This window comes from Reinekea marinisedimentorum, from assembly GCF_004341165.1.
GTDB lineage: Bacteria > Pseudomonadota > Gammaproteobacteria > Pseudomonadales > Natronospirillaceae > Reinekea > Reinekea marinisedimentorum.
Genome location: NZ_SLZR01000008.1, coordinates 24,947 through 44,699, shown reverse-complemented (window position 1 = coordinate 44,699; position 19,753 = coordinate 24,947). Strand labels below are relative to the sequence as shown.

The window sequence follows — 19,753 nt, the reverse complement described above, 5'->3', positions numbered from 1 at the left end:
ATTACCGGAGTTTAGTATGAAGCATGGCAAAGCCATTGCCGTTTTCACAGGTTTCGTCATTCTGATTGTTGCCGGCGTGCTTTACTGGCAGCACTATGCGCCCCAGCAAGCGACAAACCCATCTAACATCGAAATTAGTGATTACGAAACCCGCGTATTTAAAAGCCTGACGCTGAAAAACGGTCTCAAGGTCATTCTGGTGTCTGACCCGGCCAGTGACAAGGCCGCTGCAGCCATGAACGTATTCTCCGGCTCCTGGGCAAACCCACCGGAAGTACCCGGGCTGGCTCACTTTCTGGAGCACATGCTGTTTCTGGGTACCGAAAAATACCCGGCAGCCGATGAATACAGCAACTTCATGCAGACCAACGGTGGCAGTGATAACGCCTATACCAGCGCTGAAAACACGCTGTACTATTTCAACATCAATGCCGGCCAGTACCAGGAAGCGCTGGATCGTTTCTCGCAGTTCTTTATTGCCCCGCTGTTCGACAGCGACTTTACCCAGCGCGAAATCAACGCCGTTCACTCCGAATACACGGCTTCTCTGCAGCACGATGGCCGCCGCATTGAAGATGCAGTGCGTGAGCTGACCAGCCAGAACCACCCGGCATCGCGCCTGGCCATCGGCAATCTGGACACACTGCACGTAGACGACCTGCAGCAGCAACTGCAGGCCTTCTTCCGGCAGCATTACGTCGCCTCCAACATGGCTCTGGCGGTGTATGGCCCTCAAAGTATTGAAACCCTGGAACAGTGGGCCGAAGACTACTTCAACGGTATCCGCGATGCCGAAAGCAACACCGTCAGCTACAGCCAGCCACAATTCGAGCCCGCGTCACTGCCACAGCTGGTTGAAGTGAAGCCGCGCCGTGAAATGCGCCAGCTGCAGCTGCGCTTCCCGCTGACGGCAGACACCCCCATGCTCGCCTCCAACCCGACTGGCTATGTTGCCTCGCTGATTGGTCAGCGCTCCACCGGCTCACTCTATTCAGTGCTGAAAGAAAAAGGCTGGCTGGAAGGCCTGTACGTTGATGATGGAGGCCTGACCCATTCCAGCACCACCTTCAATGTTACCCTCGCATTAACACCGGAAGGCATGGAGCACTGGCAAACCGTTACCGAAATGCTGTTCAGCGAGATTGAGCTCATCCGCCAGCAGGGCGTTCAGCAGTGGTACTACGACGAACAGCAGCAGATTAACGAGATTGCCTTCCAGTTTGCCGAAAAGGTCTCTGCCGATGCCACGGCTCAAAGCCTGGCCGAGCGCCTGCAATACCTGGAGCCGCAAAAGCTGCTTTCCGGGCTGTACCGTCTGCCCGGTTTCAACCCGCTGGAAGTGGAAACGGTGCTCAACCAGCTCAAGCCGGATAACGCCTTGGTAATCCTCACCTACCCGGAAGCCGAAACCAACAAGACCAGTCAGTACTACAGAACCGGCTACAGCGCTGGCCCGCTGACCGGCAACCGTGTGGCTGCATGGCGCAATGCAGCGCTGAACAGCGAGTTAAAACTGCCGGAAGCCAACCCCTTTATTCCCGCCGAGCTGACGGTTCAGCCGCTGGAACAGCCGGCCTCCGAGCTGTATAAAAACACGCCTCACATCATCACCCAGGATGATCACAAAACCGTCTGGTTTGAGCAGGATGATGAATTCCAGACCCCGAAAGTCGATATTCACCTGCTGCTGGAAAGCCAGTACACCAATGCCAGTGCAGCCAATATGGCCGCAGTTAACCTCTACTTAACGCTGGTCAACAATGGTTTGCAGGAAATTCGCTATCAGGCCGGTGTTGCCGGCTCCGGTTACGGCATCGGCCTGGCTGAAAACGGCGTGCAGGTTCGCCTGTACGGCTATCAGGAAAAGCTCGGCCTGCTCATGGATGCGCTGATTGTTGAGCTGACCAGTCACGAAATCGACCCGGTACGCTTCCAGCTGGAAAAAGAAGAGTATTTGCGCGCACTGAAAAACCGCTCGGAAGACCCGGTGTTGAATCAGATGATACGCACCCTGAACAACTGGCTGGTATCGAGCAGCTTTACCACCGAAGCACTCATCGCCGCCGTTGATAAACTGGAGGTAAAAGACCTCGTTGCTGCTCGCAGCGAGCTGTTCGACAACGCCTACCTGACCATGCTGCTGCACGGCAACCTCACCAAAGCCCAGGCAACACAGCTGGCTGAGCGTGTCGATGCCGTGATTCCACAACAGGGGAGCGAATCTAAGCGCAGAACGATGGCTAAGCTGCCACAGAAGACATTCCTCGATACCGTTTCCATTGATCACTCAGACTCGGCTTTCCTGCAGTTTTATCAGGGTGACAACAGCAGTCTGCGCGAACGAGCCCTGTACAGCCTGCTGGCTGAAACCATCAACGCGCCATATTTTGCCGAGCTGCGCACCGAAGAACAGCTGGGTTATATTGTGATGGCGCGCGCCTATGCGTTAGATGGCCTGCCGGGCGTTATCTTTTATGTGCAGTCGCCCAATACCGATGCGGCGCTTTTACAGCTCTATTCCAACCGCTTCTTAAGCCGCTACACCCATCAACTGGCCAGCATGAACGAGCAGCAGTTCCTGAAGTACAAACAGGGGCTGATGACCACCCTAACGCAGCCGGATAAAAACCTGTACGAGCTGAGCAGCCGTTATTGGGACAACATTATTGAGGGTAACAAACACTTCAATACCCGGGTGAGACTGTCGCATGAAATTGAAAAGATCAGCCTGGATGGCTTCCGTCGGTTCTTTGACAATGAAATTAACGGTGACCTGGCCCGTTCGGTTTCAATGCATCAGGTGAGCACGGATATGAAGGACGACTACACCGAACACGCGGTCAACCTGGTTGGCCTGTACCCGCTGAATGAGCCAAAAGAGTGGCCGGAAGACATCACCTGGATTACCCCGGCCTTCAACAACATTACCGACTGATCATTCGAACTCTACGCTTGCTTCATCTGTCTGCTGTTGATGGATGGGCAAGCGAACCACGAAGGTGGTGCCTTCACCAACCATGCTGTACACCCGAATTGAACCGGCATGACGCTCGACGATAGAACGGGTAATCGCCAGCCCGATACCGGTGCCCTTGCCAACCGGCTTGGTGGTAAAGAAGGGTTCGAATACCTTTTCCAGCTGTTCTTTTTCGATGCCGGTGCCGGTATCTTTAATTGAAATTTCAACGCTGTCACCAGACGCTTCGGTGGCAATGGTCAGATCCCCAAAATCTTCGATGGCCTGACAGGCATTCATAATAATATTCACAAATACCTGACTCAGCTGCGATGGAATGGCATCGATCACCCCAACCTCTTCCAGATCGAAATTCACATTGGCTTTGTACTTTATTTCGTTGCGCAACAGGTTGACGGTCGAATTCAACAGCTTGTTTATATCGGTTGCTTCAAACGACTGGTTGCCGATATGGGTGTATTCCTTCAGGTCTCTGACGATCTCGCGCATACGCACTAGGCCATCTTTGGATTCCTCGATAACCTCGTCGACATCTTCCATGCACTGAGTGAATTTGGATTCAGACTTCCAGATATTGTATTGCAGCACCGCCATACCGGTTTCTTCCTTGGCAAGAAACTCTTCCAGAGACGTCATCTCATCTCTGATCATGGAGGAGTACCTGCCCAGCAAGTTCATGTTGGAAGAAATAAAGCCCAGCGGGTTATTAATTTCATGCGCAACGCCTGCAGCAAGTTGCCCGAGCGCGGCCATTTTTTCGGAGCGCACCAGCTGATTCTGCATCTCGGTAAGCTGCTCTTCAGCGGATAACGCCGTGCAGAGACTGCTAACCCGGCCGTATAGCTGGTCAAGCAATTCAGCAGGATAGGCCTCCAGCCTTTCCGAGATAAAGGGCTTAAGCAACGGATAGTCTGCCGGGTCACGAACAACCACCAGGCTGTGGATGTTTTTTTCAGCCAATAGAGCAAACATCTTGCTTTTAGATTCAGTATTGCCGGCGCTGTTGCTGTCTACGACACACAGCTGCGCATCTTCCACCAGTGCTGGCAGCTGCTGACTGTCATCAGCGGTTTTAAGCTGCCAGCCTTCGTTTAGTTTGTCTTCTGAGCATCCAAGAGATGAGCTCACCACCACAAATTTAGCCATTCAGTTTAATCCCTCTTGGAAATACCAACGTCATAGAGGTTCCCTTTCCTTCAGTTGATGTAACTTTGATAGAGCCGTTAATCATCTTCACCAGATTTTCGCTCAGCGACAGGCCAAGGCCAACGCCATCGCCAACCGCTTTGGTGGTAAAGAACGGATCAAAAATAGAATTCAAATTGGCTGCAGAAATACCAATGCCGTTATCGGTGACCTCAACCGCAATATGGTCATCCTGTTCGATCACTCTGACGGTGATGGCCGGTCCCGGATTATCCTGAACGGCCTCGAGCGCATTGGTGAGTACGTTCTCCAGCGCCAGTGTGAAAACCTGCATGGGCAATTCAACGGTGATCGGGTTTTCCGGCTGCATAACCGAAATACAGTCGGCGTTTTTCTCCAGACTTAAAATAATAAAATCGATAGACTGAATCACATCGAACGACTGGTGCTGCTCATCGGAAAGATTATTTAACGGCTGCAACAGGCTGATGATATGGGTCACCCGGTCGAGCCCCTGCACCGACTCTTCAATCACCTCTTCCACTTCTTTTAAGTGTTCAATGGAATGACCGACCAACGCAGAATCCAATTGACTGACCGACTCAACCACCTTACCGCTGACCTTACCGATAAAGCTCAGGTTGCTGCGAATAAAGCCAATCGGATTATTGATCTCATGCGCGATACCGGCAGTAAAGTTCGCCAGCGTACGCGCCTTTTCGGTACTGACCAGATTTTCCCGCGTGGTGGCCAGGCTGTGAATAATATCCTGTAGCTCAGAGGTTTTTTGTTCTACCTTTTGTTCAAGGCTTTCGTTCAACTCTTTCAGGTTTTGTTCGGCCTTAAAGCGAGCAATCCACTGACCGATGGTCTGGCTGAACAGCAGCATCAGGGTTTGGTCGTTGGGCGAAAAATGCCGGCTATGAATTAGGTTATCGGCCACCAGCCAACCAACGGTGTCTTCGCTGTAACGAATGGCAGCAACAGCGTGCCAGCCATGACCGACCACCTCATGATTTTCGAACAGGCTGGCGTTCTGCTGAACATACACCTTGCCGGCTGCATTAACCGCGCCCTGATACCAGGGCGAATCCTGCAGCCGCTCCACCAGGGAGTGCTCATCGCGAATGGCACCATTGCAATCCGTACCCCAGGTTCCTACGATGGATTCCCCATCGGGGTTTAACAGAAAAATTGCCGCCCGGTCGAAATCCAGGTAATGCAAGACCCCATTCACCGAGCAATAGTAGATTTCATCGAGGGTTTTGCACTGATCCAGATCCTGAGAGATGTTGCGAAGAACTTCCAGCGCCCGGGTCAGGCTGCGGGTCTTTTCATAATCGATATCAGATTCCTGAAAAACCAGATAGCAGGAAGCGCCGGCTTTAGAGAGCAGCGGCTTAACGCTGAACCTCAAGCCCTTGAAAACAAAGTAACCGGTTTTTTCAGCAACAGAAAGCAACTGACTGGCGTCACTGAAACTGAGTGTTTCACCCAGTAACGCGCCAGGCTCTCCGTGGGCATCAAGAACAGAAGCTGTTTGAGTTTCATCATTTAGGGTCAAATAGCAGTGCAAGAAAACAACCTCTGAATACTTTCATTTAAAATTAGCAAAGTAGCTGTTTTTTGCCACCCGGCTATACCGCCTGAACATTGTTCTTGCCAGCCTGCTTGGCGGCTATAGCGCCCTGATCAGCCTTCTGTATCAACTCTTCCTTGCTGGCCATGGCGGCATCTTTCGCGGCCACACCCACGCTGATGCTGCCCTGCCATTGGCCACCCGGAACCGAAACCACCATGGCGGCAACCTGCTGACGCACCTTTTCGGCCAGCTCCACGGCATCGTCCAGCGGCGTCTTTGGGCAGATGACAAAGAATTCATCGCCGCCCAGCCGACAGACCTGATCATCATTGCGGAACGAATCGCGAAGCATGGTCGCCAGCTTTATCAGCACCTTATCACCGGAATCGTGGCCGTAAGTATCGTTAATGGTTTTAAAGTTATCGGCATCAATCATCAGCGCACTCAGTGGGCTGCCAGTCTGTTCGGACTCTTCCCATAGCAGCTGCAGGCTTTTCATGGCATGGCGCCGGTTGGGCAGCGAGGTCAGAATATCAGTCAGCGACAGAACCTCTAACTTTTGATTAGCAGCAAGCAGCTGCTGAGTTCGTTGCTGAACCTTATCTTCCAGTTCGGCGTTGAGCTGCCGCAGCTCTGCGTTGCGTTTTGAAAGCTGCTCCAGCAGGCCATCCAGTGCTTCAACCAATGGCTCCTTGGTGTCGTCATTCGGCTTGTGCTTCAGGTAGGCCGCTTCCGGCGTTGCTCCGTTTCTGATGTCGTCAATCTGCGCCGACATTTCTTTGTCTTTGCCAAGAATATGATAGGCCAGCCAGTGAATCAGAAACTTCAGGTAGGAATGCGCCCGACTGCGGTCGTTAAAGGACATGCCTGAATAAATTAATTGCACCTCGTCCAAAAAGCGTTTGTGCGCCTCCTTGTGCCCGGCAATGTGCCGCTCGTCCAACCGGCATTGCTGCATTAACGCTTCTTCTTCCTCGAAGTGATATTCGGTATAGGCCAGTAAATCCAGGTACAGCCCATCGACGGCTGCGCGGTCAATCTCTTCCAGTTCAAACTCTTTGCCAAACTGATTAATAATGTCAATCAGCTGGTAATGCTGCTCATCTACCGTACTCTGCCCGGTAAGGAATGCAGCGCTCCATTTAAAGGCCGTAGCCATAAGGACTCCACAACATTAACACCCATCATTTTAATATAGGTAACAATTGCACCGGCTGCGCAATTATTGCAGCAGCAAATTAGCTGCAGCTCGTGAAGCGCGGTCTGCTTGCGGATCACCACCCTGCTTCTATAATCAAAATACGGAGTTTTACGGACCAAATAAATGTCAAAAGTACTGGTTGTCGATGATGAAAAAAGCATCGCCAATAGCATTAAGCGCCTGCTTTACACGCACAATATGGATGTTCTAACCGCCAGCAATGGTCAGGAGGCTCTCGATTGCATTGAGGCAAACCCGGATATCAGCGTTGTTATATCCGACCAGCGCATGCCGAAGATGACCGGCTCGGAGTTGTTCGCCCGCGTTTCAGCCGCTTACCCCAACATACGCAGAATTCTGATCACCGGTTACACCGATCTGGAATCGATCCGTGCGGCCGTCAACACCGGGCAGATATTCCGCTTTCTGCTCAAGCCCTGGGATGATGACGAACTGTTAAGCTGCGTTGAGGATGGCATGCAGGCCTATGATCTGATCACCGAGAACCAGCAGCTAAAAGACAAGCTGATTACCGCTAACGCTAACCTGGAAGAAAATATCGAACGCAAGACCCGCGTGCTCAACATGAACATACTGTCGCTGCAGCGCTATGAAAAAATTGTTGAACAGCTGCCCATCGGCATTGTCTGCATCAGTCATGACGGCATGGTAGTCCTGGCAAACCAGCAGTTCTGCACAGACTTTGATTTTTCCAGCGCCGTTGAAGGCAGGCCCTATAAACGGGTCATTCCCGAGCCGATGCATCACATGATCGAACACTTTGAGCCGGGCAGAACGATAGAATTTATAACCGGAGAAAAAGAGTTCAAGGCCAGTGCCACACACCTTTCACTCAACAATACGGATATTGGCCAGCTTTACACCATTCAGGCAGTCGTATGAAAATTGATATCAGCAAAGCAGAAGGCATGACGACCCGGGAGGCTGTTGTCAGCGCTTCCGGCGCGACCCTGCTACCTGCCGGGATTGCATTAACCGGCGCTGTAATCAGGGCACTGACAAAGCAAAACATTCAGCAGGTTGAGGTTAATGAGGCCAACGCACCAGACAACTCAGCCAATCTTGATGAGCAAAGAAAATTTATTGAAACTCTATTTGAGCCTCATGCCAGTAAACTAATGCGGGAACTAAAGGAATGTCTGCTGAAAAAAGTCGTATAAGCGCTGAATGGCTAAGCAGTTTAGAGAAACTCGACCAGGCACAAATCATCAGCCAGAACACCAGCGCGATTATTCAGGAGATTGAAAAACCCACTCCGAATACTGCCGCACTGAAAGCCCTGATCGCAACCGAGCCGTTGCTCAGTGCAAAGCTACTGCTTATTTGTAACAGCCCGTTCTTCGGTTTTCCCAGAACCATTGAAAACATCGAAGAAACCATCGTGCTACTGGGCTATAAAAAGCTGAAGTCGCTTATTTTTACCAGCGTTGTTATGGGCACGGCCGGTAACGAAAAGTTAGCCGGCTATGTAAAGCACAGCCTGACAACCGCCCTGATTTGCCGCGAACTTTACGGCAAGATGGGCTTGCCGGAAGACAACGGCTATTTAACCGGTCTGCTTCACCTGTTGCCGGTACTCATTAACTATGAGCCCGGTCTGGAAAAGTTCCTGACGGTAAACCTGCTGCACGATGCCAGTGCTATTCTTTTCAGCAAAATGAACTTTCCTGAGCGTATCAGCAACGCCATTGTTGAGCTCTATCAGCAAAGCCGTCACTGCAAAGAAACCAGCGCACTGAAGCTTGCCTTTAACATGGCAATCGTCCTTCAGGGGAAAAAAGAAGCCGTCTTCAAAAAACTAAACAACCTGGACGTTGAGTTACAGGTACTGAACCTTAAGCCAAGTGAGTTAGCGGATATCACTTTTGGTATTCGCGATGAACGCAACGATTTGATTAAACTGATCAGGTGACTTGATGGAAGAAACCAGCAACGACATTCGTATTCTATTTGTAGATGACGAGGTCAATATTCTTAAAACGCTGAAGCGACTGATGACCTTTGAAAGCTACCAGTGCGCCTTTGCCACCAGCGGTCAGAAGGCCATAGAGTTTCTGAACAAGCAACCTTGCGACATCATCATTTCCGACATGAGAATGCCCGGTATGATGGGCGATGTTTTCATGACCAAAGCCAGAGAGATTTGCCCGCACTCGTTTCGCTTTATCATGTCTGGCTACTCTGATTTCAACTCTATGATTCAGGCCCTCAATGATGGCGGTGTTCACCAGTTTCTGAAAAAGCCGTGGGACGATGACGTTCTGCTCAGCAAAATACGAGAGGCAGCCTCGTTTGTTAAAGTGCGCAAAGAACGGGATCACCTTGCCGATGTGACCAAGAAGCAGGCCATTCAACTGGCAGAGGCAAACAAAAACCTGGAGGCAAAGGTTGCCGCAAGAACCCAGGAGCTGCAGCAAACCGCAGACATGCTCGACTTAAGTTTTCAGGAATTGAAATCCAGCTACAGCGTTTTTATTGATGTGATCGCCCAGGTACTGCAACTGAGAACGGTTGCCCCCAAGGACCACCTTAACGATATTGCCGATACCGCACTGGCACTGGCCAAACACCTGAAGCTTGATGAACAGGAGCAGGAAAACATCTACCGGGCCGCAAAACTGCACGAGCTTGGCAAGATACGCATCCCCGACGCCAACCTGGTAAAACCCTACTTCAATTTAAGCGGGCCAGACCTGAACGAGTACAAGTCTTACCCGTTGCAGGGCTACTCGCTGATGGCGAGTCTCGATCACCTGAGCAATGTATCCAACCTGATTAAGTTCCATTGTGAGCAATACGATGGCAAGGGCTTCCCGCATAAACTGCCGGGCAAAGACATTCCCATTGGTGCACGGATTATCGGTGTCGCCATGCACTTCTTTATGTTTCGCAACGGGCTTGCGGATGGCAGTCATCACTCCGATGACGATGCTGAAAAGTATTTACGGTCAATCGCCGGGAAGGAGGTCGACCCGGAACTGGTCGAGCCGTTCCTGCAGTGCGTGAAACAGGAGTTCGCCAAGAAGGGCAAATACGAAACCATGGTAGCACTAGGAAAAGCCCAACCCGGCATGGTGCTCTCGCGCGATCTGTACAACCTGCGTGGCATCATCATGCTGACCCGCGGTGCGGTGCTAACCGAAAAGATCATCAGCAAGCTGGAATACATCGGCTCAAAAGAACAACACAAATACGTGCTCTATGTTGAAAACGACCAGCAGGAAGAAGACGCCTTGGAACAAACAAGCTAGCCACCAGGGATGGTTGGTTCACTGGCCCTGTTTATTCAGAGTCCAGTCAGAGGGGATGTCCATAACCTTCAGGTTATTGGCCACCTTCTCTGCCGGGCCGGGGCGATGCAAGCCAAAGCCCTGCACGATTGAGCAGCCGATATTCAGCAGTAAATGCGCCTGCTCTTTGTTTTCCACACCTTCGGCAATGATGTTGCGGTTAAAGATCTTCGACATTTCACAGATGGCCTTAATCAGACTCAGATTACGATAATCATCGACCATCTGATTCACAAAGGTCCTATCAATTTTTACGCTGTGTACCGGCAGCTGGTTGAAGATACTCAACGAACTGTAGCCGGTGCCGAAATCATCGAGCGAAAACCTGACGTTAAATTTATCCAGCCGGAATATCAGGCTTCTTACCGAGTCTAAGTTCTGCAGTGCATCGGTTTCCAGAATTTCAAATTCCAGACGCCGGGTAACGCGTGGGCTCACCGTTAGCAGCTTCGCCTCCAGCCATTTATGAAAGCGCTCACTCTGCAGGCTCACCGGCGTTAAGTTGATACCAAAGCTGACCTTTTCGAAAAGATCATCGGAGAAATGATCTTCAATAATATCCATAGCCTGGCCGACAACCCATTCATCGATCTTCAGCAACAGGTTCTTGTCTTTTAAGTTCGGCAGAAACTTATCCGGCGTTACCAGGCCAAAATCCGGTGAGTTCCAGCGCAGCAGAAACTCAGCACCATAGATAGCGCGGTTTTCCAGATCGAACTGGGGCTGAACGTACAGTTCGTAATGGCCCTGCTCTAACGCATCCAACGCCTGCTGTCGGGCAACCAGGTTCTTGCTCCGTTCCTCTTCGAGCTGACCGGAATGCAGCACAAAACTGGCGCGGCCATAAGATTTGGCAACGCCCATAGAGTGGTTGGCATGGCGTATCAGCTTTTCTGCCGAGGCATCGTCTTCCGGGAAGCGGGAAATACCAATACTGGTGGTCACCACTACGTCCTGCTGATCGATCGAGATCGGCATCTCAATTGTATTAATGACACGCTCTACAAATTTTTCCAGATCAAAATCCATAGCCAGATCGCGCAGCACCAGTACAAACTCATCACCGCCGGTGCGGGAAAGGGTATCGCCCTGGCGAATGACATCGTGCAACCGCTCGGCGATCTTTTTAATAACGCTGTCACCAAAGTTTTTACCGAACTGATCATTAACATTGGAGAAATGATCAAGGTCCATATAGAGCACGGCAACACCATAGTCATGCCGCTTCGCGTAAGCCAGTGCCTGTTCCAGACGGTCGATCAGCAAGGTGCGCTTCGGCAGTGCGGTAAGCACATCGAGCTCGGTCAACAGCTGTTTATCGGCCTCGACCTGCTCTGAAAGTACCACCTCGCTGTAAACACCCAGGTAGTAAATAATGTTTTTATCCACACCGCGCACGGCACGGATCTTCAGATGATCGGAGCACAGCTCACCGGATTTACGCCGGTTTATCATCACCCCCTGCCAGAAGTCTTTCTTTTTCAGCGATTGCCACATGTCCTGGTAGAACTCACCACCGTGCGCACCCGAGGTTAGAACCGAGGGTGTTTTCCCAATAACTTCTCGTTCGCTGTATCCGGTTATCTTATGGAAGGCCGGGTTTACCTGAAGAATTTCGTTTTTATCGTTGGTAATGACAATGGCGTTGGAACAGGAGGCAAACAACTCATCAAACAGCTGCAGCCTGTCCTGCAATGGCGCGATGTCCTTTTGATGAGAAAACAGCAGTACAAACTGGTCATCGGCGCAGGTGACATCGACGTTAAGGTTCAGTAGCGTGCCGGCAAGGGTTTTAATGAGCAGGCTCGTTTGCCCGGATTGATTGGCCGACAGAAACTCCGTCAGCAGCGGATGGTCGGACCAGTCCAGCTCGTCATAATCCGTGGTCAAAGGGATTAAAGGCAGGTCGGCAATATGCACCTGGTAAAGATCAAACAATGTGCGACCCAGGGCTGCGACCAGCCCGGGGCTTACATCTTTTACTTTCAGCTCCCGGTCGAGAACCAAATAGTACATATTCGATGATTGGCGCAACTGCTCGTATATCAGGCGTTCACCAGGCTCCAGATCGAACTCCATTATGCTCTCAACGTAAATTGCTATTACACCAGAGTGTAGACGCTGCCTATGGAATCACAACAAACCGATATTTCAAAGCGAGGCATTATGCTCCGCTTTTCAACAACTTAGCTGAAGGTGTCCTGCTCTTCGATGTCTTCCCGACGGGGAATAACAACCAGTGCTTCAATCCCGTTTTCTGAAGACGTCACCTCAAAACTGCCATTGAGCATTTGTGCAACACGGCGGCCAACAACAAATGAGAGCCCTGGGCCAACCTCCTGACCTTCGTCGATCACCGAGATATAGTCGCCAGCGATATGAGCCAGCTGTTTAGCCGTAAGCGTTCGGCCTTCAATGGAAAAGGCCAGGCGCAGTGAATCACCCAGTTCTGCATCGGTATAGGTGATCAGGCCAATATGCAGCAGGGTATCGCGGTTCATACGCAGCAGGGCCAGCACCAGACGGGTTAACAGGTTTTCCACCCAGTTCACATCGGTGTACATGGAAATCTGGTGTTCCGGGTTATCTAGCTTGATTTTGATTTTCCGTGACCGGGCAATGCTGTTCCACTGAGACATCAGCCGGTCTATCTCGGTATTGAAATCAATCTCGACCGGTTCCGGCAGTTCCGACTTCAGCTCCAGCTTGGCCAGTACCAGCAAATCTGCGGCGTACTGCTTCATGCTCATGGCTTTGCTTTTAACAATGGCGGCCGGCTCTGTCTGCAGGTCATCCACAGACAGCAGAATTTCATCCATGGCTTTATCCAACGCCCGCGCCATATTCTGCACGGCGTGGTCTTTTTCCTGCGTAGAGTTCAATACTATACGGCGCAGTTCACTGCTCTTTTTAGCGTCGTATTCGTAGCGGTCTATCTTCAGCTGCAACTCCTGCAGCTGCCGCTTGGTGCGGCTATGGCTCTTATTGAGCTCAACCACCTGCTGCTGACCGGTATTGAACATCCATACGCCGCTCAGCCCGAATAACACTGACAATACCAGTACCCCGGCCGGCAAGCCCACACCTGCATCCAGATATACCGAATAGCCGGCAACCGCAATGAGCAGCAGCCAGATAACAAAAAACACCAGGACGACCTGTTTCATTCGCTTCTGTTCTTTCAATGAAAAGTTCCTTAAACCTTTGAGAATTCTTTTTTAATCTTGATTAATGAATTGGCTCGGCATTTTGCCAGATATAAACTAACTTTAGCATTAACTACTTTTTTCGAACTGTTTATGGATGTAGGCATCATTAACCCCTTTCTGGAAGCCACGCTGGAAGTTACCCGCACCATGGCCAATATGGAGTCAAGAGTGGGTAAACCAGCGTTAAAAAAAGGCAATCAGGCGAACGGAGAGGTGACCGGCTTCATTGCGCTTTCCGGCCCGGCCCACAAGGGCACCCTGGCGATCACCTTTGAAAAGGAGGCATTGCTGGCCGTTTACGAGCGCATGCTGGGCGAGAAGCTCAGCGAACTGGACGATTCCGCACTCGATCTGGCCGGCGAGATCACCAACATGGTCTGCGGAGGTGCCAAACAGCGGTTATCCAGCAGCGGATACGATTTTGACCTGACACGGCCAACCATCCTCACCGGCAAGCCCCATGAAATAAACCACCCCGGCAATGGTCCGGTGCTAACCCTTCCGCTGGAGCTGGATCAGGGTAAAATGTACATAGAAGTGAACCTGAGCCGTTGAGTTAACACGGCTTTAATTCTAGAATACCCCCACCAAATCTGACCGTCCGGACAAGTAAATGACTGAATTGAAAGCCGTTGCCGAACAGGCACTGAAACTGATGGATCTGACTTCGTTGAACGAAGACGATACCACCGCCGTAATCACCCAGCTTTGCCAGCAGGCAAATACACCCGTCGGCAACCCGGCCGCTGTTTGTGTATACCCGGCTTTTATTGCGACTGCACGTAAGGTGCTGGCCCAGAATGGCCTGAGCAATGTCAAAGTTGCCACCGTAACCAACTTCCCGCATGGCAATGCCGATGTTGCCGTTGCCGTTACCGAAACCCGCGCCGCGGTTGCCGAAGGCGCACACGAGGTCGACGTGGTATTCCCTTACAAAGCACTGATGGCTGGCGATGCAGAGGTTGGCCAGCAGCTGGTTAGCCAGTGCAAGCAGGCTTGCGGTGACGAAGTTAAGCTGAAGGTGATTATCGAATCCGGCGAGCTGAAAACAGCTGAGCTGATTAAGCAGGCCTCGGAAATTTCCATTCAGGCAGGCGCAGACTTTATTAAAACCAGCACCGGTAAAGTGCCGGTTAACGCCACACCTGAAGCCGCAAAAATTATGATTCAGGCGATCAAAGACAGCGGAAAAGACGTTGGCTTTAAAGCCGCCGGCGGTGTACGTAACGCTGAAGATGCACAAACCTACCTTCAGCTTGCCGCAGACATTATGGGCGAAAGCTGGGTCAACGAAGCGCACTTCCGCTTTGGCGCCAGCAGCCTGCTGGGCAATCTGCTGAGCACCTTAGGGTACGGCAGCGATTCTTCAACTTCTGGCAGCTACTAAGCCCATATTCGGAGACACCATGTATCTACCGCAGGAAATTATTCGTAAAAAACGTAACGGCGGGCTACTGAGCCAATCTGAAATTGAATGGTTTGTCGCAGGCATTCGCGATGAATATGTTACTGAAGGGCAGATCGGTGCCTTCGCTATGGCCATCTACTTTAAAGGCCTGACCATTGAAGAGCGTGTACACCTGACGCTGGCCATGCGCGACTCCGGTACCGTGCTTAACTGGGATGATCTGGACGGTCCGATCGTTGATAAGCACTCTACCGGCGGCGTCGGTGATGTTGTTTCGCTGATGCTTGGCCCAATGGTGGCCGCCTGTGGTGGCTATGTACCGATGATCTCCGGCCGTGGCCTGGGTCATACCGGCGGTACGCTGGATAAGTTTGAAAGTATTCCCGGTTACGACCCCTACCCAAGCCCGGAACGCTTTAAAGAAATCGTTAAAGAGGTGGGTGTGGCCATTATCGGTCAAACCGGCAACCTGGCGCCGGCGGATAAACGCTTCTACGGCATCCGCGATGTTACCGCGACAGTGGAAAGCATCGATCTGATCACCGCGTCAATCCTGTCCAAAAAACTGGCCGCAGGCCTGGATGCGCTGGTCATGGACGTGAAAGCCGGTGACGGTGCCTTTATGCCCACCTACGCAGAAAGTAAGGCCCTGGCCGAAAGCATCGTTAAGGTGGCGAATGGTGCCGGCACGCAGACCACGGCACTGATCACCAATATGGATCAGGTTCTGGCGCGTTCTGCCGGTAATGCCGTTGAGGTGCGCGAAGCCGTTAAATACCTGAGCGGTGAATACCGTGACGCAGCCCTGCATGAAGTGACCATGGCGCTGTGCGCTGAAATGGTGGTTTCTGCCAAGCTGGCCGACAACCTGGACGCGGCGCGCGAAAAACTGCAGGCAGCGCTGGATGATGGTTCTGCCCTGAAGAAATTTGCCGACATGGTCACCGCCTTGGGCGGCCCGGCCGACTTCATCGAAAAAATGGATGATTATCTTCCAAAAGCTCCGTTGGTGTTGCCATTGAATTCCGAGCAAACTGGCTTCATCAAAGAGATGAAGACCCGTGAACTGGGCGTTGCCGTGGTCAAACTGGGCGGAGGCCGCTCACGGGCAGATCAGAAAATCGATCACGCTGTCGGTTTGGATAAAATTGTAAAACCGGGCGAAGCAATCAAAGCCGGTGAACCCCTGCTCTATGTGCATGTCCAAGATCAGGCGCAATTCGATCAGGTTGAGCAGATGCTGCGCGAGGCCATTGTCATTAGCGACAGCCCTTGCGAATCACTGGTTCCGGTTTTTGAAACCATCAGCGCCTAACAGAAGGCAGGTTATAAAAATGAAGAGAGTACATATTTGCGTATTGGATTCCTTCGGTATTGGCGCCAGTGCCGATGCCGAGAAGTTTGGCGACGCCGGTTCTAACACGCTGGGCAGCATTGCCAAGTGGTGCGTTGAGGACCGCGGCCAGCCATTGTCATTACCTAACATGACCAAACTGGGCCTGGTCAACGCCGCGACCGAAAGCAGCCAGGGTGAAACCCCGGCCGGCATGGCGCAATGCGACAGCCCGATTGGCAGCTACGGTTACGCCAAAGAGCTTTCCAGCGGTAAAGACACGCCGAGCGGCCACTGGGAAATTGCCGGTGTCCCGGTTCTGTTTGATTGGGGCTACTTTGATCAACTGGAAAACTCATTCCCGGAATCGCTGCTGAACGCCTTTATCGAACGCACCGGCGTACCGGGCATTCTGGGTAACTGCCATGCCTCCGGCACAGAAATTCTGAAGCGTCTGGGCGAAGAACACATGCGCACCGGTAAGCCGATTGTCTACACCAGTGCCGACAGTGTGTTCCAGATTGCCTGCCATGAAGAAACCTTTGGCCTGGAACGACTGTACGAGTTGTGCCGCGTTGCCCGCGAACTGGTGAATGAATACAACATTGGCCGGGTGATTGCCCGTCCGTTCATCGGTGCCGATGCAGAAAGCTTTGAACGTACCGGCAACCGCAGCGACCTGGCCGTGCAGCCACCGGCAAAAACGGTGTTGCAGAAGCTGGAAGAAGCCGATGGCAGTGTCATCTCTATTGGCAAGATCGCCGATATTTACGCCAACACCGGCATAACCGAAAAGCACAAGGCGACTGGCCTGGAAGCGCTGTTCGATAAAACACTGGATGTCATCAAGGGCGCGGAAGACCGCTCCATTGTGTTCACCAACTTTGTGGATTTCGACTCCAGCTACGGCCACCGCCGCGACATAAAAGGCTACGCCGAAGCACTGGAATACTTCGACAGCCGCATTCCGGAATTGCTGGAAACCGTTGCCGACGACGATCTGGTGATCTTCACCGCTGACCACGGCTGCGACCCGAGCTGGCATGGCACCGACCATACCCGCGAGCACATCCCGGTGATCGTTTATGGTAAAAATGCCAAGCCGGTTAATCTGGCTCAGCGCGAGACCTTTGCCGATATCGGGCAAACGATTGCCGACTATTTCGGTCTGGAAGCGATGGATTACGGCACCAGCTTTTTAGCTGAACTGAAAAGCTAAGCGACCTGGCTCGCGGTCTCTGAAATGAAGAAAGCGCCCTGTGGCGCTTTTTTTTTCGATTCACAAAACGTCCGGTCTGAAATAGCGGCCAGAGCCGACAAACGATTCAGCCAGTAACCCCTAAACAATCCTGCGCCAGCGGGCAACCACTGCACTTGGGGGTTTTATGACAGAACTGCTGCGCATGATCCACCATGAGCCCGTGATAGTAGGCGTAGGTATCGTTATCCTGTGGAATGACACTTTCCAGCAGAGCCTGAAACTTATCGTAACTGGCCGGTACCGCCAGCCCATTACGGGTAAAAATTCTCCGCGTGTAGGCATCTATAACAAAGGATGGCTTTCGAATGGCGTACACCAGTATCGCGTCGGCGGTTTCATTACCAACCCCCTTTACCGACAGCAGCTGCTGACGCAGGGTTTGCTGATCAACCTGCCGCACCTGCTGGATGCTGTAGCGGTAATGGGCAAACCAGCTGGTGATAGCCTTCAGCTTTAGGGCCTTCTGGTTGTAATAGCCGCTCGGCCGGATCAGCTCCGCCAAATCTGCCACCGGCATCTGCGCAATGGCATGCGGATTAAAATGCTCAGCCAGATTTGCCAGCGCCTTTTCGACATTCTTCCAGCTGGTATTTTGCACAAGAATGGCCCCCACCATCACCTCGTAAGGCTCTTCCAGGTGCCACCAGCCATAACGACCGTAGTGCGTCTCTAAGCGGCTGAAAACCTGATTTATCAGCTGGGCTTGTTGTGGGCTGGCGTCATTCATTGTGGTCACTCAATCGCCAAAAATAGGCGGCTATCTCACGGCCTCGTTACTGGTCTTAATCCAGCTCTATCCAGGTTGATTTCATCTCGGTGTATTTTTCGATGGCGTGCAGCGATTTATCCCGGCCATTACCACTCTGTTTGTAGCCACCAAATGGCATGGTCATATCGCCGCCATCCCAGTTGTTCACAAATACGGTGCCAGCGCGCAGGGCTCTGGAGCACCGCACCGCTGTTGAGATATCGCGGGTCCACACACCGGCGGCCAAGCCATACTCACTATCATTCGCCAGTGTAATCGCCTCTTCAAGGGTATCGAAAACCGTCACGGCCAGAACCGAACCAAAGATTTCCTCTTTAAAAATTCTCATGCCGGGCGTGACATCGGTAAACACACAGGGCTCAACATACAAACCACCTGTTTCGGTAAGCACCTGCTGCCCCCCGCAGAGCAAGGTGGCACCTTCAGCCTGCCCGATGTTGATATAGTCCAGAATACGGTCGAGCTGTTGCTGATCAATGATGGCACCGACATTGGTCGAAGGCTCCAATGGGTTACCGGGCTGCCAGGTTTTAATCGCCACCAGGAGCTTCTCAATAACCTGTTCATAGATATCGCGCTGAACCAACAAGCGCGAGCCGGCCGTACAAACCTCACCCTGGTTATAACAGATGGCTGCAGCGGCTGTGTTCACGGCCTTATCAATATCCTTAACATCGCTGAAAATGATGTGCGGGCTCTTTCCGCCACATTCCATAAAGGCGCGCTTCATGTTCGATTCACCGGCAAAGGTGAGCAGCTTCTTACCCACGGCAGTAGAACCGGTGAAGGTGATGCAGTCTACATCCTGATGCAATGCCAGCGCCTGCCCCGCTTCATGACCAAAGCCGGGCAGCACCTGAAACACACCCGCTGGTATACCAGACTCATGCGCCAGCTCTGCCAGAAAGATCGCCGAGAGCGGGCTTTTTTCAGACGGCTTAACGATCACCGAGTTACCGGCCGCCAGCGCCGGGCCGAGCTTCCAGGACATCATCACCGCCGGGAAATTCCACGGCACAATGGCCGCAACCACACCCAAAGGTTCACGCGTCACCAGCGCCAGGGAATCCTGTGAGACCGGTGCAACTTCATCATAAAGTTTATCAATGGCTTCAGCATTCCAGGCGATGCAACGAGCGGTTGCAGGGGCGTCATAACCGAGCGTATCGGCAATGGGTTTGCCGGCGTCGATGGTTTCAAGCATCGCCAGCTTTTCAGTATTTTTTTCTATGAGCGCTGCATATTTTTGTAAGGCCGCCTTCCTCTGCGTTGGCGCTAATGCTGACCAGACCCCCGAGTCAAAAACACGGCGGGCAACCCGCACCGCCAGATCAACATCCGCCTGATCACAGCGGGCAACATTGCCCAGCAGCTTTCCGTTGGCCGGATTAACACAGGGGAAAGTTGCCCCGCTTTTTGCCTCCGTCAACTCTCCGTTGATGAACGCACCTGTCGAATATTGCAAAGAATCTGCCTGCGCTATCCAATTACTATTTTCCATACTCTCTCTCAGTTTCAGCCTGGCTGATGTTACGATCAGCACACATTCACGAAAG

The 19,753-nt window shown here is 52.1% G+C and carries 16 protein-coding genes; 9 read left to right on the top strand and 7 right to left on the bottom strand.

Going from position 1 to position 19,753, the window contains the following annotated elements; genetic code table 11:
- Positions 1–16 precede the first annotated feature (16 nt).
- Positions 17–2,935: an insulinase family protein gene (locus BCF53_RS10305; protein WP_132701659.1), complete on the top strand. Its 2,919-nt coding sequence runs from the start codon at positions 17–19 to the stop codon at positions 2,933–2,935.
- Here the strand turns inward: BCF53_RS10305 and BCF53_RS10300 are convergent, their stop codons facing one another.
- From BCF53_RS10300 to BCF53_RS10290, 3 genes are all read right to left on the bottom strand, one after another.
- Positions 2,936–4,123, bottom strand: a complete 1,188-nt coding sequence (locus tag BCF53_RS10300) for a sensor histidine kinase (RefSeq protein WP_132701658.1) — start codon at positions 4,121–4,123, stop codon at positions 2,936–2,938.
- Positions 4,116–5,687 (bottom strand): GAF domain-containing sensor histidine kinase, encoded by a 1,572-nt coding sequence (locus BCF53_RS10295; protein ID WP_132701657.1) that lies wholly within the window; start codon positions 5,685–5,687, stop codon positions 4,116–4,118. Before BCF53_RS10295 ends, BCF53_RS10300 begins: the two co-directional genes overlap by 8 nt.
- A 73-nt stretch (positions 5,688–5,760) precedes the next feature.
- A complete protein-coding gene (locus BCF53_RS10290; protein WP_132701656.1) occupies positions 5,761–6,864 on the bottom strand; it encodes a GGDEF domain-containing protein in 1,104 nt (367 codons plus the stop codon).
- A 165-nt stretch (positions 6,865–7,029) separates the two neighbouring features.
- On the opposite strand from BCF53_RS10290, the gene BCF53_RS10285 reads away from it, so the two are divergent.
- The 4 genes from BCF53_RS10285 to nosR are packed head-to-tail and all read left to right on the top strand — an operon-like array spanning position 7,030 to position 10,178.
- On the top strand, positions 7,030–7,809 hold the full coding sequence (locus BCF53_RS10285; protein WP_132701655.1) for a response regulator: 780 nt from the start codon (positions 7,030–7,032) through the stop codon (positions 7,807–7,809).
- A complete protein-coding gene (locus BCF53_RS10280; protein WP_132701654.1) occupies positions 7,806–8,087 on the top strand; it encodes a hypothetical protein in 282 nt (93 codons plus the stop codon). Before BCF53_RS10285 ends, BCF53_RS10280 begins: the two co-directional genes overlap by 4 nt.
- Positions 8,063–8,839, top strand: coding sequence for an HDOD domain-containing protein (locus BCF53_RS10275; protein ID WP_132701653.1), 777 nt, complete (start codon positions 8,063–8,065; stop codon positions 8,837–8,839). The genes BCF53_RS10280 and BCF53_RS10275 overlap by 25 nt, the downstream gene beginning before the upstream one ends.
- Positions 8,840–8,843: 4 nt before the next feature.
- Entirely contained in the window at positions 8,844–10,178 is a 1,335-nt protein-coding gene (gene nosR / locus BCF53_RS10270; protein WP_132701652.1) for a response regulator c-di-GMP phosphodiesterase, NosR family, read from the top strand.
- 18 nt (positions 10,179–10,196) lie between these two features.
- Here the strand turns inward: nosR and BCF53_RS10265 are convergent, their stop codons facing one another.
- Together BCF53_RS10265 and BCF53_RS10260 are read right to left on the bottom strand one after the other, a co-directional pair.
- Positions 10,197–12,296: a putative bifunctional diguanylate cyclase/phosphodiesterase gene (locus BCF53_RS10265; protein WP_132701651.1), complete on the bottom strand. Its 2,100-nt coding sequence runs from the start codon at positions 12,294–12,296 to the stop codon at positions 10,197–10,199.
- Positions 12,297–12,403: 107 nt separating this feature from the next.
- Positions 12,404–13,384, bottom strand: a complete 981-nt coding sequence (locus BCF53_RS10260) for a histidine kinase (protein WP_132701650.1) — start codon at positions 13,382–13,384, stop codon at positions 12,404–12,406.
- Positions 13,385–13,516: 132 nt separating this feature from the next.
- Between BCF53_RS10260 and BCF53_RS10255 the strand changes: the two genes are divergently transcribed.
- Genes BCF53_RS10255 through BCF53_RS10240 form a run of 4 tightly spaced genes read left to right on the top strand, consistent with a single transcriptional unit; the run spans position 13,517 to position 17,386 of the window.
- Positions 13,517–13,981, top strand: a complete 465-nt coding sequence (locus tag BCF53_RS10255; RefSeq protein WP_132701649.1) for a chemotaxis protein CheX — start codon at positions 13,517–13,519, stop codon at positions 13,979–13,981.
- Between the two features lie 58 nt (positions 13,982–14,039).
- Positions 14,040–14,813, top strand: coding sequence for a deoxyribose-phosphate aldolase (gene deoC, locus BCF53_RS10250; protein ID WP_132701648.1), 774 nt, complete (start codon positions 14,040–14,042; stop codon positions 14,811–14,813).
- 19 nt (positions 14,814–14,832) lie between these two features.
- Positions 14,833–16,149, top strand: a complete 1,317-nt coding sequence (deoA, locus tag BCF53_RS10245; RefSeq protein WP_132701647.1) for a thymidine phosphorylase — start codon at positions 14,833–14,835, stop codon at positions 16,147–16,149.
- Between the two features lie 19 nt (positions 16,150–16,168).
- Positions 16,169–17,386: a phosphopentomutase gene (locus tag BCF53_RS10240; protein ID WP_132701646.1), complete on the top strand. Its 1,218-nt coding sequence runs from the start codon at positions 16,169–16,171 to the stop codon at positions 17,384–17,386.
- 106 nt (positions 17,387–17,492) lie between these two features.
- On the opposite strand, the gene BCF53_RS10235 is transcribed toward BCF53_RS10240, so the two are convergent.
- The gene (locus tag BCF53_RS10235; RefSeq protein WP_243645821.1) at positions 17,493–18,155 is read right to left on the bottom strand and encodes an endonuclease III domain-containing protein; all 663 of its coding nucleotides are present in this window, start codon (positions 18,153–18,155) and stop codon (positions 17,493–17,495) included.
- Positions 18,156–18,210: 55 nt separating this feature from the next.
- Positions 18,211–19,698: an aldehyde dehydrogenase gene (locus BCF53_RS10230; protein ID WP_132701644.1), complete on the bottom strand. Its 1,488-nt coding sequence runs from the start codon at positions 19,696–19,698 to the stop codon at positions 18,211–18,213.
- Positions 19,699–19,753: the final 55 nt, after the last annotated feature.

Coding starts and splice junctions, on each gene's coding strand:
- BCF53_RS10260 (WP_132701650.1), bottom strand. CDS start 13,384: ATGAAACAGGTCGTCCTGGTGTTTTTTGTTATCTGGCTGCTGCTCATT.
- BCF53_RS10275 (WP_132701653.1), top strand. CDS start 8,063: ATGTCTGCTGAAAAAAGTCGTATAAGCGCTGAATGGCTAAGCAGTTTA.
- BCF53_RS10305 (WP_132701659.1), top strand. CDS start 17: ATGAAGCATGGCAAAGCCATTGCCGTTTTCACAGGTTTCGTCATTCTG.
- BCF53_RS10265 (WP_132701651.1), bottom strand. CDS start 12,296: ATGGAGTTCGATCTGGAGCCTGGTGAACGCCTGATATACGAGCAGTTG.
- BCF53_RS10240 (WP_132701646.1), top strand. CDS start 16,169: ATGAAGAGAGTACATATTTGCGTATTGGATTCCTTCGGTATTGGCGCC.
- nosR (WP_132701652.1), top strand. CDS start 8,844: ATGGAAGAAACCAGCAACGACATTCGTATTCTATTTGTAGATGACGAG.
- BCF53_RS10290 (WP_132701656.1), bottom strand. CDS start 6,864: ATGGCTACGGCCTTTAAATGGAGCGCTGCATTCCTTACCGGGCAGAGT.
- deoC (WP_132701648.1), top strand. CDS start 14,040: ATGACTGAATTGAAAGCCGTTGCCGAACAGGCACTGAAACTGATGGAT.
- BCF53_RS10255 (WP_132701649.1), top strand. CDS start 13,517: ATGGATGTAGGCATCATTAACCCCTTTCTGGAAGCCACGCTGGAAGTT.
- BCF53_RS10230 (WP_132701644.1), bottom strand. CDS start 19,698: ATGGAAAATAGTAATTGGATAGCGCAGGCAGATTCTTTGCAATATTCG.
- deoA (WP_132701647.1), top strand. CDS start 14,833: ATGTATCTACCGCAGGAAATTATTCGTAAAAAACGTAACGGCGGGCTA.
- BCF53_RS10300 (WP_132701658.1), bottom strand. CDS start 4,123: ATGGCTAAATTTGTGGTGGTGAGCTCATCTCTTGGATGCTCAGAAGAC.
- BCF53_RS10285 (WP_132701655.1), top strand. CDS start 7,030: ATGTCAAAAGTACTGGTTGTCGATGATGAAAAAAGCATCGCCAATAGC.
- BCF53_RS10235 (WP_243645821.1), bottom strand. CDS start 18,155: ATGAATGACGCCAGCCCACAACAAGCCCAGCTGATAAATCAGGTTTTC.
- BCF53_RS10280 (WP_132701654.1), top strand. CDS start 7,806: ATGAAAATTGATATCAGCAAAGCAGAAGGCATGACGACCCGGGAGGCT.